Source organism: Marinomonas balearica, from assembly GCF_004362145.1.
Taxonomy (GTDB): Bacteria; Pseudomonadota; Gammaproteobacteria; order Pseudomonadales; family Marinomonadaceae; genus Marinomonas; species Marinomonas balearica.
Genome location: NZ_SNXC01000013.1, coordinates 119,988 through 133,840 on the forward strand (window position 1 = coordinate 119,988; position 13,853 = coordinate 133,840).

14 protein-coding genes are annotated in these 13,853 nt (G+C 41.4%); 3 read left to right on the forward strand and 11 right to left on the reverse strand.

The genetic code is table 11. The features are described 5' to 3' along the window. Genes DFP79_RS12470 through DFP79_RS12480 form a run of 3 tightly spaced genes read right to left on the reverse strand, consistent with a single transcriptional unit; the run spans position 1 to position 2,518 of the window. A complete protein-coding gene (locus DFP79_RS12470; RefSeq protein ID WP_243730269.1) occupies positions 1-720 on the reverse strand; it encodes a DUF4194 domain-containing protein in 720 nt (239 codons plus the stop codon). Beyond that, a complete protein-coding gene (locus tag DFP79_RS12475) occupies positions 720-2,111 on the reverse strand; it encodes a Wadjet anti-phage system protein JetA family protein (RefSeq protein WP_133504271.1) in 1,392 nt (463 codons plus the stop codon). The genes DFP79_RS12470 and DFP79_RS12475 overlap by 1 nt, the downstream gene beginning before the upstream one ends. Before the next feature lie 29 nt (positions 2,112-2,140). Then, positions 2,141-2,518 carry a sirohydrochlorin chelatase gene (locus DFP79_RS12480; protein WP_133504272.1) on the reverse strand — a complete coding sequence of 126 codons (378 nt, stop codon included), beginning with the start codon at positions 2,516-2,518 and terminating at the stop codon, positions 2,141-2,143. Between the two features lie 166 nt (positions 2,519-2,684). Here DFP79_RS12480 and DFP79_RS12485 point away from each other — a divergent pair, with 166 nt between their 5' ends. After that, positions 2,685-3,608 carry a TIGR01777 family oxidoreductase gene (locus DFP79_RS12485; protein ID WP_133504273.1) on the forward strand — a complete coding sequence of 308 codons (924 nt, stop codon included), beginning with the start codon at positions 2,685-2,687 and terminating at the stop codon, positions 3,606-3,608. Positions 3,609-3,619: 11 nt separating this feature from the next. On the opposite strand, the gene DFP79_RS12490 is transcribed toward DFP79_RS12485, so the two are convergent. From DFP79_RS12490 to DFP79_RS12515, 6 genes are all read right to left on the reverse strand, one after another. Then, positions 3,620-4,102, reverse strand: coding sequence for a topoisomerase DNA-binding C4 zinc finger domain-containing protein (locus DFP79_RS12490; RefSeq protein WP_243730270.1), 483 nt, complete (start codon positions 4,100-4,102; stop codon positions 3,620-3,622). A gap of 24 nt (positions 4,103-4,126) precedes the next feature. After that, on the reverse strand, positions 4,127-4,504 hold the full coding sequence (locus DFP79_RS12495) for a hypothetical protein (protein ID WP_133504274.1): 378 nt from the start codon (positions 4,502-4,504) through the stop codon (positions 4,127-4,129). Next, positions 4,504-5,220 carry an HAD family hydrolase gene (locus tag DFP79_RS12500; RefSeq protein ID WP_133504275.1) on the reverse strand — a complete coding sequence of 239 codons (717 nt, stop codon included), beginning with the start codon at positions 5,218-5,220 and terminating at the stop codon, positions 4,504-4,506. The genes DFP79_RS12495 and DFP79_RS12500 overlap by 1 nt, the downstream gene beginning before the upstream one ends. A 26-nt stretch (positions 5,221-5,246) precedes the next feature. Beyond that, positions 5,247-6,254: a ferrochelatase gene (hemH, locus tag DFP79_RS12505; RefSeq protein WP_133504276.1), complete on the reverse strand. Its 1,008-nt coding sequence runs from the start codon at positions 6,252-6,254 to the stop codon at positions 5,247-5,249. 154 nt (positions 6,255-6,408) lie between these two features. Further along, complete coding sequence (locus DFP79_RS12510; protein ID WP_133504277.1) at positions 6,409-7,149, reverse strand: hypothetical protein; 741 nt, start codon at positions 7,147-7,149, stop codon at positions 6,409-6,411. A gap of 56 nt (positions 7,150-7,205) precedes the next feature. Further along, positions 7,206-8,141, reverse strand: a complete 936-nt coding sequence (locus DFP79_RS12515) for a chemotaxis protein CheV (protein WP_133504278.1) — start codon at positions 8,139-8,141, stop codon at positions 7,206-7,208. Between the two features lie 116 nt (positions 8,142-8,257). Here DFP79_RS12515 and DFP79_RS12520 point away from each other — a divergent pair, with 116 nt between their 5' ends. Beyond that, the gene (locus DFP79_RS12520) at positions 8,258-9,460 is read left to right on the forward strand and encodes an EAL and HDOD domain-containing protein (protein ID WP_166637702.1); all 1,203 of its coding nucleotides are present in this window, start codon (positions 8,258-8,260) and stop codon (positions 9,458-9,460) included. Beyond that, complete coding sequence (locus DFP79_RS12525) at positions 9,457-10,224, forward strand: TatD family hydrolase (protein WP_133504280.1); 768 nt, start codon at positions 9,457-9,459, stop codon at positions 10,222-10,224. The genes DFP79_RS12520 and DFP79_RS12525 overlap by 4 nt, the downstream gene beginning before the upstream one ends. A gap of 136 nt (positions 10,225-10,360) precedes the next feature. Here the strand turns inward: DFP79_RS12525 and DFP79_RS12530 are convergent, their stop codons facing one another. Together DFP79_RS12530 and DFP79_RS12535 are read right to left on the reverse strand one after the other, a co-directional pair. After that, a complete protein-coding gene (locus tag DFP79_RS12530) occupies positions 10,361-11,032 on the reverse strand; it encodes a TetR/AcrR family transcriptional regulator (RefSeq protein WP_133504281.1) in 672 nt (223 codons plus the stop codon). A gap of 3 nt (positions 11,033-11,035) precedes the next feature. Continuing rightward, positions 11,036-13,615, reverse strand: coding sequence for an EAL domain-containing protein (locus tag DFP79_RS12535; RefSeq protein WP_133504282.1), 2,580 nt, complete (start codon positions 13,613-13,615; stop codon positions 11,036-11,038). Between the last annotated feature and the right edge of the window lie 238 nt (positions 13,616-13,853).

Consider the following 13,853-nt stretch of genomic DNA (forward strand, 5'->3'; position numbering starts at 1 on the left):
CTATTGGTTTTCGCCTTCTTCTGTTACTTCTTCTAAATCACCGGATGGTTGAGAAGGTTCTGTATCGGTAGTATTAACTGCTTGTTCCGAAGTAGAGCCTTCAACGCTCGACGCTTCTGTTTCAATATCATCGTCGTCAGGATCACTTCCGTTAAAAGACTCCAACTGGCGAAGGTAAGCCTCCGTAACAATCAAGCGTACCACTGGCGTAATATTGATCATCATATTTTTGCTGTCTTCATCGTATGTCTTGCCTCGAATGATGACACCGTGGCGACTGAAGAGCGTCAGTATTTCTTTAAACCTCGTTTCCGTCGGAATTTCACGCTTTACCAGCTGTACAAATCGCTCAAGAATAGTGTGAGTGTTCGTCGTAACAAAACCATTATCTACTTCGAAATTTTCGATTTTTTCTTCATAGATTTGTCGTAATACAAGTAAAAGAAGTGTTTCATCAGTTTTTAAACGCACAAACGCTTCCCTTTGCACAGGAAGAATCCCTGCAAGACGTTCGTTCTCGTTGATGTATAACTTCATACCAAGTGCATCAAACAGTTGTGAAAAGTAATCTTGGTACATTTCGACCAATAAGAAATGTTTACGCTGTCCATGCTTGTAGGCACTAACAAACTGGTTTGCGACTAAATAGTTCGCAGTTTGCTGAAACTCTTGTGGGTCTTTAGCAGACTCTTCAACGACTTTTTTTAATTCTCTAAGCATTAAGCTCTGCTCCTACGTACCACGTTAAACTCACGACATTCTATGAACTCGTGCACATCAACATATTGATCGGTGAAAATAACTTCGAATGATTTCTCAACTTTTTTAGCAGAAACGCCCAATGCTCCAACATAACGGATGTGGTCAAAACACACGAAATCCTCAACGGATTCAATGGTGAAATCCAAAATATGCATAGCGTCTTTTTCTACAAGCTGACGATCCAAATACCCTTCTAATTTCGCTACCGTGACCTGTCGCGCCTCATGGAAACGGCGTTGACGATCTCGGAACTCAAGGGCAGATTCAGAGACTTCTCTCGTGGTAATCACTCGTGGCGGTGGTGGATCTTTACGTTTGGCAGGTTGCGCTGCCGATTCGACACCGACAATCTTGCTTCCAACTACGTTTTTCAATACAGGCAACGTATCGTATTTAGCAATATCTGAAATAATACCTGATATTTTGTTTGCCATGCCGGGGCGCGAACTGTCCATATATCGCGCTGTGTCCGCAGCCCGTTTTTCTAATCGGTAACGATACTCATCAATACGCTCCAATCTTTGCTCAATACTTGAGAACGTTTGGATAATATCTCTACAATCTTTTTCAACAAGGCTCAGCGCCATTTCCATTGAAATCAATTGTTGATCCATATAACACTTCGCCACTTTTGATGTAAGCGATGTGTCTGCGAGAAAGCTGTTGGCAATTTCCAATATTTGGCGTCTGAAGCGAAATGGGTTGTTGCTTGTTTTGATGGTTTTATAATCGGCAATTAAAATGCCTTCAACAAACAATTCGAAAAAGCCCGCCACTATCTCTTTCGGGTTTCTGCGTGTGAATAGCTCTCGTTGAAGCGAGCGGATACCCAGCAAAATTTGGTTAAGATGAGCGGAAAATTCGCGCGCTGCTTCAGCGGTTTGACTTAACGTAACGCCTCGTTCTACAGGATGATTTACCACTGATTCGAGATTACTCAAGATGCTCAACACGGTTGCGCCGTAGTTTCGCTTACCATGTCGACTAATTTCAACGAGTGATCGCAATAACATAGAGACTTGAGGCGACATCAAAACGCTTACGCGATAAAGTTCCTGCTCCTCAATTAGCCACCCCGTATTGACGAGGCGGTGATAGATTCTCAGTGCGTAATCGTGAATCGTTTTTGGAGACTCAAACCCTTCTTTGTGATCATCATGCCACGCTAAGGTATCTAACTTGTGCAATGTATCTTCGATTGACTCAATGATCGCCGATTTTTCTTTGATCGGGTCTTCTGCATGGTCATAGAACACATCAGACAAATCAAACAATACTGCTTCAACCAGACTTTTATTTGAGCCTGACAGAGCTTGAAAGATTTCATCCGGTAAATGGGTAAAAAGCATTCAGTATAAATCCGTATGTAAAAAGTTCATCAATCACCAAGCCGATAGATAATCGATTGTTCGATCGCATTGCGTACGGCGTCATCATCTCCAATCGGAGGCAATAGTGTAATATCTAGTGCTTGAGCGTCGTTAATGCTTTTAATTTGGGCAGGCACATCGTGTCTCAAGTGGCGTCCAACCGCCAAGAAGAGCGGTAATACAGCAAGCTTTTTCTTTGATTGTGGCAACGACGCGATCACGTCTTCCAATGTTGGGGAAGTCAATTCCATAAAGGCAAGACTGACGCTGTCACGACCGACCTTTTCAACTATATTTGATGTAATAACTTCAAACGGTTCTTTCCATTTTGGATCTGGGCTGCCATGCGCCAGCAGTATAATATGGTCGAATGAATTGAGTTGCATTTGTACGCCTTAATTTCTTATTACTCCCATTCTAACGAGCCTTAAAAGGAAAAAGAAGCTTTTAACACCATAAGACATACATACATATCAAAATTGTATATAAATCAGGCATATAAGTGATCTAAGCAGTCTAAAGACACGTAAATAACAATTTAAGGGAAATAAGATGAACGTATTAATAACCGGTTGCACTGGGTTCGTTGGCGGCAAGCTTATCGACACTCTTATAAATTCCAGCACTTTTTCCGACTCAGTCACTTTATATGGATTAGTACGACGCGAACCTTCTAAATCACTGAACCATATAAAAACCGTCACAATGGATCAACTAAGTGATCTACAAATCGATACTCTAATTAACTTAGCAGGAGAACCTATCGCGGCCAAACGCTGGTCACCGAGCCGAAAAGCGGCTCTACGGTCGAGCAGGACAACGGTAACTGAAACCCTTTATAAATCACTAAAGCATCCTCCCAAAACCGTTATTTCAATGTCTGCGGTGGGATACTATGGCAATCATGAGAGCACTCAATTTAAAGAAGCAACGCCCTCTAATGGAGGATTCACCTATCAACTGTGCGATGAGTGGGAAAAAGCGGCATTAGCTTTCGAGTCTAAAGGGTCTCGTGTTTGCATTTTTAGACTTGGCGTGGTGCTCGGTAACGGCGGAGCACTGAAACAAATGCTCATTCCTTATACGTTAGGCTTGGGAGGGAAAATCGGAGCAGGCATGCAGGGTTTCCCTTGGATACACATTGATGACGTGTGCAATGCCGTCTTAAAAGCCATTGAAAGTGAACAATACACAGGAGCAATAAACTTGGTCGCACCAGAACAAGTAACTCAGCACCAGTTCGCTACAAACTTCGCCAGATCCTTGAATCGGCCTAGCGTACTCCCCACCCCTTCGATTCTTTTACAGATGTTATTAGGTGAGATGTCCGAGCTACTGACAAAAGGTCAATTCGTGGTTCCTGAGAAGCTCACTCAGCTTGGGTTTCAATACCAATACCCAAGAATTGAAGCCGCATTAAAAGCCTGCGCTGAAGAGTTATCTGTATTCACCAGCACACAATCAAAAGGGTGTTAACCCCTTATTGGCTACTTCGTGCTTTTTCTTAACTTGGGCAACCCGCGATCATCGTCTAGCGTATTTCGACATTCAGGGTACTTTATGCAACCCCAAAAGTGCCCTTTAGCGCCCTTTTTCCGAACGAGATAGTGACCACAAGCACGGCAAGGGTATTTCTTCGTTGTGGCTGGAACGCCATCTTCATCTTGAAGCGTAATTTTACATTTAGGATAGTCCGTACACCCCCAAAACCACTCTCCTTTATATTCCCTTCTCCTGAGTGGGTTCTGACACGATGGACATAGATAGCGTTTTTTACGTACTGGTCGTCCGTCTACGTTATCGGCAGTGTAATCGCATGAAGGGTATTCTGAACACCCCCAAAATTCGCCTTTTTTTCCTGTTTTTAATGTGAGCTCACTCTTACATTTAGGGCACAGGTAACGCGTCATTGGCGTGCCAATTTTACTTTCAGCCTGATCGAGAAATTCCTTTTCCCATTTATTAGTCAAACGATCACCTGCCAACGCTAATTCCTAGTTTTTCTCGCAACTGTTAAAAAAGCTGGTTTCACAATCTGCCTTTGATTCAGTACTTTCTGTCGCTTCGTCGCTCTCCGTCATATCCTTAACCTTTGAAGCGCCTTCTTCGACGTAACCCGCCGCGGCATGACTTGCTTCTTTAACACCATCCCAAATACTGGAGCCGACTTCTTTTGCTTTATCTGCGACGTCACTTCCTACTTCAGCCGCTTTATCACTGGCTTTACCTAATACTTCTTTTCCAGAATCCATCGCGCTAGAACCAAATTCAACGACCGATTCTTTTACGCTATCAACTGCGCCCTCTTCCGCTACTGCTGGAATAGTGACAAAGCCTGAGAACAACAATGAAGCCATTATTAACTTTTTCATCAATTACCTTTAAATTTGTACGTTTCTAAGAGTAGATCCATTGCGCGAGACATTCCCTTTGCCTCCAAAATATCATAATTCTGCAATGTTTTACTATCGACTTGCTCATGAACCCAAGTGGAGTGATATGGAACATGGATAGCATTTGAGCCGATGTCCAATACTGGCAGTATGTCTGACTTAAGAGAATTTCCGATCATTAAAAACTCAGTCTTTTGAATTTGATAACGATCAAGTAAATCAGAATAGGTTTTAGGGTTTTTATCACTGACAACTTCAATAAAATCAAAATATTTTGCCAATTTTGATCGAGCCACTTTGCCTTCTTGATCGAGTAAATCGCCTTTTGTAATAATCATCAACTGAACCTTCCCCTTAAGGCTGGCTAAAGCGTCGTGCACGCCATCCAGTATTTCAACCGGCGCTTTTAGCATCTCTTTGGCCAGCTGAATAATTTGATGGATTTCGTACCCATTAATCCGTCCTTCGGTCAAACCAATGGCCGTCTCGATCATGGATAAGGTAAAACCCTTGATACCGTAACCAAAATGGCTGATGTTATCGATTTGCACCTTTTCCAAATGGCTCTTTATATAGTCTTCATCATGATATGGAGTAAGTAAGTCAAAGAAACGTTGTTGAGCGTGCGTGAAAATTTCTTCGTTACGCCAAAGTGTATCGTCAGCATCAAAAGCGACGGTTGTAATGGTATTCATCACATTCTTCCATTTATTGGCTTGTGCTAGACAGAAGTTATCTCATTCTGCCAAGACACAGTGTTAGTCAGTATAATGTCTTTATATAACGCAACGTGATCCGCAGAGTCATTTAATGCGCTAATATAATCAAACGCTTCTCCGCCGGCGTTTTTAAACTCATCTCCAAGCTCTAGCGTGACCTCTTCCAGCGTCTCAATACAATCTATCGAAAATGCTGGGCTGATCACGTTAACACGCTTTATTCCTTGCTTTGGCATTGTGGCTAATGTTTTATCTGCATACGGCTGCAACCACTCCTCACGACCAAATCGAGATTGATAGACGTGCGTCCATTCGTCTTTATTCAATCCAAGCTTCTCGGCTAATAGCTCACTGGTTTTCTCACAACGTCTCGCATAAGGGTCTCCATTAGTAACGTAACGCTTTGGAATACCATGATAAGACAAAACCAAATGCCGCTTTTCACCTTGCTCCTTCCATTGTCGCGTTACACTGTTAGCCAGTGCATCGATATAGAGAGGATGATCCGCATAATCGTGGTACAAGTTTAAGGCAGGCCATTCTGGGCATTTTTTTAGAGAGTTCATTAGGCGGTCGAAAGCAGCAGCGGTTGTAGTACCTGAAAACTGTGGGTACATAGGAATTACAAAAATACGGGACACGCCAACTTTTCTAAACGTCTTTGCAGCATCCTCAACCGTTGGAGTGCCGTAAGTCATTGCTGTCGCGACGACAAAATCATCACTTTGTTCGTTGAGTGCGACCTGCACTGCGTCTCGCAGTCTGTTTCCCAATACAAAGAGAGGAGAACCTTCATCCATCCAAACCTGTTGATATACTTTCGCCACTTTTTTAGGTCGGATATTCAGAATAATGCCGTTTAAAATTGGCTTCCATAAGATAGGCGTTAAGTCGACAACTCTTCGGTCAGACAAAAACTCCTTTAGATACTTTCGAACAGCATCAGGCGTTGGTGCTTCTGGAGTTCCTAGATTCATCATCAAAACGCCAATTTTTTTACTTGCTTCCACAATAGCCTCTTAATACGTTCCATTAGTCTCGAATAACGGTCTTCGAATAACTTTTTTTGAATGAATGTTTAAAATAAGTGCATGACACAGTGAAGGTATACGATAAGAACGTCAAACAGAGCTCAACCCGAACGATCATTCATATAACTAATGTCTAAATAAACACTTTCAATACCATTGAAAAAACAAACAAGACCGCGGACAAATCCATTACAAAACGATCGGTCGCTGATTTCAGCTTCAGTTTAACCCAAGAGGAAAGCAATGCACCGCCGATCAAAGTTAGAACAGGAAAATAAAGCGTCAAATCAGAGCTGTAATCGGTACTTTGAGGGAGAATAACCAGCCCAACACAGATACCCAAGAACAAAAACAAACTTCTAAGATAATCCGCTTGATCGTATTTTTTTAATTGCGGACGAGCTATTAACGTTCTATCAGAAAGCATGATAGCAAACGCTGCATTGACAATAAGGCTGCCTAACAACGTTTTTTCAAAACGATCAAAAAATCCGCTTGAATCTGGTTTAATAAGCACAGTAGCTAGAAAAAACACACTTTGTAGGCTGGCTAATGCGCAAATAATGACAATGTCATAATTCAATAAGCCAATCACCTGCCCCGATATCACGCCAGCTAACGCACACCCTGCAAGCATTGCTCCGATCTTCTCAACATCCACTTTTTGTTGTTGAACTTGCTTAGCAAATAAGATGACATTACACACAAGTAGAAGGATGCATCCACTTAAAATCATCAAATATAGAGGTTGCTCGTCATTGGTTACTAAATCTATCGCAACCAATCCGCTCAATAGCACGGGCACAGAAAGCAACGACAAACGGTGGTATTGAAAGACGGTAAAGCCCAGTAGGAAATATAGAACGATAGACATATAACCAAATAAGGGGCGTTACGCCCCTTTTTCATGCAGATTAAAACAACTCGATACTAATCGCGACTTATAACGTCTCGAATACGATCTTGAACAATGGTTGCTAATTTGTCGGGCTGAAACTTCGACAGGAAGTCGTCACAACCTACTTTCTGAACCATCGCTTTGTTAAAGCTACCACTTAGCGATGTATGGAGTACGATGTATAAATCTTTTAATCGGGGATCTTCGCGAATTTCCCTTGTTAATCGATAACCGTCCATTTCCGGCATTTCTGCATCGGTAATCATCATCAGTAATTTATTTGGTACATCGTCGCCTTCAGAAGCCCAGCTTTTAAGCCTTTCAAGCCCTTTTTTACCGTCCATCTCAGTATGAACCGTTATACCAAGATAGTCCAAAGTTGACCTTGCCTGCGATAAGCCAACCATAGAGTCATCGACAACCAATACCTCTAACCCTTTTGCTAACGAAAGCAAATCCTTATCAATAACCTCGTCAGAAATGCGAGAATCGTAAGGTGAAATTTCTGCTAATACTTTTTCAACATCAATAATTTCAACCAAACGCTCGTTGACTCGAGTAATAGCGGTTAAATAATGCTGACGCCCTGTACCATCCGGCGGCGGTAAAATCTCATTCCAGTTCATGTTGATGATTCTATCAACTTCACCCACCATGAAACCTTGAACCGTATTGTTGTACTCGGTTACGATCAGGTTACAAGATTGGTCTTTATCTATCGGCTTCATACCAACCGCTTCAGATAAATCAATAACTGGGATCGTTCTGCCTCTAAAATGCGTGACACCACCCACAGAAGGATGTCTATGAGGCATTAAATTCAGTCTAGGGAGCTGAACAACTTCCTGGACCTTGAATACGTTGATAGCAAACATTTGCATTCCACCTAAGCGGAACATCAATAATTCGAGGCGGTTTTCACCAACTAACTGTGTCCTCTGATCGACGGCGTCTAACATGCCAGCCATAGCGTACTCCAAGTGCTTTTTACAAAGTGATACTACAATTATAACCATGATATTATAAATCGTAGCTTGTTAAAGTAACTTTTTGCATGAATAATGCAGTAAAGATTTACAAAATTATGAGAAACAACTTCCTTTTTTGCAGAGAGAATATTGTCGATTCGTTACTTAAGACAGAAGCTTATTATATAAAGCATTCTACTCATAGTGATTCCTTCGATTTTTCTACTCAAAGTTCAGAAAAAAGTACATTAATCAGTACTCTTTTCTTTAGTAGCCTCGTTATAGATGCGCTACCGAACCACCCGTTGTTCATACAAATCCCAACAAATGAACTGATCAGCCTTCCCCCGAGAAGCTCATTTAACGCAACAATTTTCATTCAAGAAAATGAATTAGGGAATACGGAAACCCTATCTCAAATCAAAAAGTTACGCATGGAAGGCTATGAATTCGGCATCATTAACCCAACCGAAGACACACCCGAAGATACGTTAAAAAACTTTACGAGTGTCTGCTTCGAGCTAAGTAAAATCGGCATTAGCAAAGTACTTCAATACGTCGACTTACCAACTATAGCTCCAAAAACGATTTGGGTAAGCGATGTACACATAAAAACCCAAATAGACAAACTGATCGACACTCAAAAAATTCGCTTTTTTAGTGGGCCTTTCATGACTCAAGTTGAGCATATTAAAGGCCAGACTTATCCTGTCTACAAAGCCATTTTGGCAGAATTAGTTGAACGGCTGAATAATAGTCGCTCAACGATCAGATCCTTGGCTGAAACTATTGAGCGAGACCCCAACCTAGCCTACAGAGTGATAAAGCTGACCAAGGCCGTCCCATATCATCGTCAATTCAATGTATCGAACGTTCAACGTGCGCTTGAAATCATTGGATTGAGAGATTTGCTTAAATGGGTTACGCTCGCCATGTTTTCAAGTGTTGATGGTAAACCAGACTGCCTCATAAGCATGGCACTCAGTCGAGCATATTTCTGCGAATTGCTTTCTAAAGAACTGTTTCCTGCTCAGCAAGGCGCATTTCTAACTGGGTTATTTTCTTACCTGCCAGCCGTTTTCGACGAAGATATGCCAACACTGCTCGAACAACTTCCTATAGACCCTCATATCAAGGACGCACTACTCAACAAGCGCGGTAATCTAGGTAGCGTCCTCAAAGTTGTATGTGACTATGAAGCCGGACGATGGGACAACTTACCGCTTAATCAACTTGAGCAACATGGTCTTAATACCGAAAGCCTCAGGACTATTTATCTAGAAAGCCTAAAACAGACAAAAGAACTTCAAATACTATGATAGACATTGGTGTAAATTTAAACCACCCGCAGTACATTGACGACCTCGACCAGTTTCAAACAGATCTAATAAGTCACAACATTCAAGGAGCAATCTGCATTGCATCCGATCTCAATGAGACAAAACTGATCTCGCAAGTCACTAATAGCCATTCTAATCTATGGATGACAGCGGGCTGCCACCCACATCAAGCAAAAACGTGGAACCAAGATTCAGAAAAAGAACTGGAACCTTACCTTTCCCGTGCCATTGCTATTGGTGAAACGGGGTTGGACTATAACCGTAACTTTTCGACTCCTGAGCAACAACGCGAAGCTTTTCAAGCGCAAATACATCTTGCCAATATACACAGCAAGCCTCTTTACTTGCATGAGCGTGATGCTCACGAAGATATGGTAACTATCCTAAGAGGCTTAAAGTCAACCACCACACAAGGTGTTTTGCACTGCTTCACAGGGAATATATCTGAGCTTAAAACCTATCTAGACCTTGGTCTTTATATTGGAGTAACGGGCTGGTTACTTGACGAAAGAAGGGGCGAAGATCTGAAAGATGCCGTTAAATACATTCCCGATGATCGGTTACTGATTGAAACGGATGCCCCCTATTTAGTGCCAAGAAACATACGTCCACGCCCCAAAAAAAATCACCCTAAGTATTTGCCCTATATCGCTCAAGAGCTGGCTAACATTCGTTCAGTTGATATCGGTTTAATAAGCAAACTTACAACAGACAATACCAAGAAGCTTTTTGGCATTAGCTAAAAACCGAAGATGCCAACAAGTTCGCTCAATAAGACTTACACAGAGGTACAATAACCCCCTCCTATTTACCGATTAGCGGATCGTAAAGGGGGTTATTGAATTGCTGTTCGATATGTTGCGTCAATCGTACTCGATGTTAAACATAACCAATGGTTGTTTGACGAGCGTAATTAAGAATCGAAACAGGCAATGGAGCCAGTGGCGTTACCGGGCAAATCTGATTACTGACAGTATCCAACTGATCCTCTGCGACTCCAACAGTCGATAGAATAAGTTTCGCGATAACAGCAATGTCTTTATCGTTTAACGTTAATCCATCTTCATAGGCTTTCTTAATAATTGGAAAAGCACCCTGCTCTAGAAAGGACGCTGCCAGCTTTACATTGTCCACTCTAAACACGTTGTCTTTGCTGCCTTCCAAGAGCATTGGGATAATCAAACTTTGCAAGCCGCCTTCTAATCTTTCATCAAACGCTGCACCTCTAAACAAATAATCAGCCCAAGAGGGTTTGCTCGATACAAGCGTTGCAAAGTATTTGAATAATATCGCAAGTTTTTCAATCGCGTTGGATTGGGTATTTACCAGAATCGAAATATCCTTAAAAAGCAATTCTGACAGACATTGCCTTACGTCTTTTAGCGCTTCATCCTTACTGTCGTAATAGTTGTAAAATGTTCCTATCGAAACATCTGCGTCTTTAGCGATGTCCTGCACTGTAACTTCTTGCCATTTGCTGCCTAATACCATTTTTTGGACTGCAGTGCGCAAACGGTTGTGCGTTAAAGTTCTTTTATTCGGTGATTTCATATTTCACTCAATAATAGATCCGTTATTATCGAAGGCGAAAGCCCATTCTATAAACTGCTCTTTTGACATTGGTCTTCCATAATAAAATCCCTGACAAATAGTGCACCCAATGGACTTAAGCTTGACTTCAATTAGTTTAGTTTCCACTCCTTCAGCAACGACGTCCATATTAAGTTCTTTCCCTAGGTTAACGGCTACTTTAACCAGACTAAGGCTTCGCTCATTATGTTCGAAGTCTGCCAAGAATGACTTATCGATTTTAATCTCTGAAAAAGATAGTTCATGAAGGTAAGAAAGAGAAGAATAACCTGTTCCAAAATCATCAAGTGCTACTTTCACGCCGAGCGCAGCAAGTTGAGCAAACGTGGTTTTACTTTGTGGAGAATCACCCAAAAAGGCGGTTTCAGTCACCTCTAGGGTAACGTTATGTTCTGGTACATTATATTCAACCAATATCCCTCCAATTCGGTGGGCTAGCCTTTCATCATCTAAATTTCTCGCTGACAAATTTATTGCGATCTGAATTTGTTTATTAAAGTTCTGACTGTACTCCTCAACAAACACACACGCCTTACGAGTCACATAATCGGTGAGCGCTCCTATCAAGCTACTTTGCTCTACAAATGGGATAATAAGTTCAGGGGAGACCCAACCATATTCGTCATCGTTCCACCTCAATAACGCCTCTGCGCCACGAATTGAACCATCGTCCGTGTTGATTTGAGGTTGAAACCAAACTTGCAATAAATCGTTCTCCAACGCTTTTTTGAACTTAATTAACAAGCGCCCGCTGTACTCGGGATCCAGCCCCATTTTATCGCTGTAGCGTAAGGAATTGATTCGTCGTTCTGAGGCTTCTTTTGATGCAACTTGTCCTCTTCTAATTAGGTTTTGAACGACATCTCCTGGTCGATGTCTGCATACTCCGATAGTTAAATCTACTTCTAAAGACAGACCATTCACCACAATGCTCTCGGAAAGTGTATGATGCATTTCCGTTATCAGCGTGTTTTCTATCATAGGATCTAGGGCAATTGATATTAGACATAAGTCGTGTGAGTCTAAAACAGCCACTTTTTTAAGTGTCCAATCCAAATCGATTGGAACAAAGTTGCGACGATCTTGAGCATACCTCATCGCTCTAAAATGCAAGTGCTTAACCATTTCATCGGCGATCTGGTGACCAAAAGCCAAGACTTGATCGTAGTAGCCGTCAAAATGCACAATCATGGCAACTAATGAAGATTGCTCAGGTACAGATTGAATTATCCTTGGCCAATTATTGAAAAGTATGTCCTTTTTGGGTAAATCGGACAAAGGGTCATGGGTCGCCTGAAACACCAAATTCCGTTCAACTTTTGCACGCTCTTCTGAAGCCTTCAAACTCTTAATGGTTAACGCGAACTTTTCTTTATGCTCTTGATTGTAACGCTCAAATAAGGCGGCCAATAAGAAAAACACCTCAAGCACAGAGCTCATTGCCGCTGCATTGTTTAGGACTGGGTAAGGCGGCAAAACACCCAGAGTACTGAGCGTTGAAGTGAAAAGGCCCACCAGCATCACTAACCATCCGCACAAAAAATATTTAAGCGATGTATCAACATTTCTCGAACGTCGCATACTGTTAAACGTCAATATAACTGACAATAAACATGCGACTAATAAAAAACCAATACCGAGACGACTTAAAAAAGAATACGAATCAGGCATTACAGTCAGCATTAAGGCAGCGAGTGAAAGCCACTTAACACCCTTGCTAATTTTATATAGAAGCCCCCTTGAACTGTTTAAATAAGACTCAACAAATGCCAGTTGAAAGAAAACACTTAGATAGATAAAAAACAGCGTTAAGAAGCCATTAATATTTGGATAATTCGGCCAGACCCATTGAAATAAAAAGCCAGACAGCTGAAGGTTTAATAGCGCAATGCAGGCCACGTATACACCGTAGAGAACAAAGCGTTTTTCCGTGGTAGTTACGCTAATAATAAGACTTGTAACTAACATTAGTAACATATAACCGATATAACACCCTATCAGCAAATTGGCGTATTGAGCCCGTTTAATTTCGCCAAGTTTATCGGTAATAAAAAGAGGGATTTTCAAAGCCCCTTCGGAACTCACTCCGACCAATAATTCAGATTGTCTGTCGTCAGGAGAAAGTGGAAATAAGAATTTTTCAGAGGGAAAGTAACGAGAGGAAAATTTGCTTTTATCGCCGGTCTCCCAGACTTCAGAATGACCGTCAGAAAAGGTTCGAACTACCTTTACATGATCCAGTAATGCGTAGTCTAACAACAAATACTGATCATTCTTCGCAATAGAGGGAAGTTCGAACTTCAACCATGCACTTCCACTTCGATAACCAAAGCTAAAACTATTATTATTGGACCGCTGCCAACTGGGTGTCGTAGGTTGATTAATATATTCAACAGATTCAGAATCAAAAGCGTATAGCGGATTTCCCGATACGTTTTCTACACTTTGAATTGAAGCATGTTGAAAGGAAGCGCTCCAACTCCAAATCAAAACAGCAAACAGCAACGTCGCCAAATAATATATAAGAGTCTTCGGTTTTAGCATGATTTATCCATGACAATTTTTTTAGACACGAAAACAATTACATGAATTTAGCCTTTATCTCATATTCAAAAATTAGAGAGTCCATCAAATAATTAGAAAAAGTTACTCAAATGCAGCTGTTTTCGCCCTACATATTCCATAACTCAAATGTATCCCGTATTTGAGCTGTTGAATTCAAAATAAATATCGCATTCCATTTTAGCTAAGGCATTGATATCTAGAAAAAAGTGAATGCGAT

Bases quoted from the DNA above. Each gene is read 5' to 3' on its own strand.
- DFP79_RS12470 (WP_243730269.1), bottom strand. From the start codon at position 720: ATGCTTAGAGAATTAAAAAAAGTCGTTGAAGAGTCTGCTAAAGACCCA.
- DFP79_RS12475 (WP_133504271.1), bottom strand. From the start codon at position 2,111: ATGCTTTTTACCCATTTACCGGATGAAATCTTTCAAGCTCTGTCAGGC.
- DFP79_RS12480 (WP_133504272.1), bottom strand. From the start codon at position 2,518: ATGCAACTCAATTCATTCGACCATATTATACTGCTGGCGCATGGCAGC.
- DFP79_RS12485 (WP_133504273.1), top strand. From the start codon at position 2,685: ATGAACGTATTAATAACCGGTTGCACTGGGTTCGTTGGCGGCAAGCTT.
- DFP79_RS12495 (WP_133504274.1), bottom strand. From the start codon at position 4,504: ATGAAAAAGTTAATAATGGCTTCATTGTTGTTCTCAGGCTTTGTCACT.
- DFP79_RS12500 (WP_133504275.1), bottom strand. From the start codon at position 5,220: ATGAATACCATTACAACCGTCGCTTTTGATGCTGACGATACACTTTGG.
- DFP79_RS12510 (WP_133504277.1), bottom strand. From the start codon at position 7,149: ATGTCTATCGTTCTATATTTCCTACTGGGCTTTACCGTCTTTCAATAC.
- DFP79_RS12515 (WP_133504278.1), bottom strand. From the start codon at position 8,141: ATGGCTGGCATGTTAGACGCCGTCGATCAGAGGACACAGTTAGTTGGT.
- DFP79_RS12520 (WP_166637702.1), top strand. From the start codon at position 8,258: ATGAGAAACAACTTCCTTTTTTGCAGAGAGAATATTGTCGATTCGTTA.
- DFP79_RS12525 (WP_133504280.1), top strand. From the start codon at position 9,457: ATGATAGACATTGGTGTAAATTTAAACCACCCGCAGTACATTGACGAC.
- DFP79_RS12530 (WP_133504281.1), bottom strand. From the start codon at position 11,032: ATGAAATCACCGAATAAAAGAACTTTAACGCACAACCGTTTGCGCACT.
- DFP79_RS12535 (WP_133504282.1), bottom strand. From the start codon at position 13,615: ATGCTAAAACCGAAGACTCTTATATATTATTTGGCGACGTTGCTGTTT.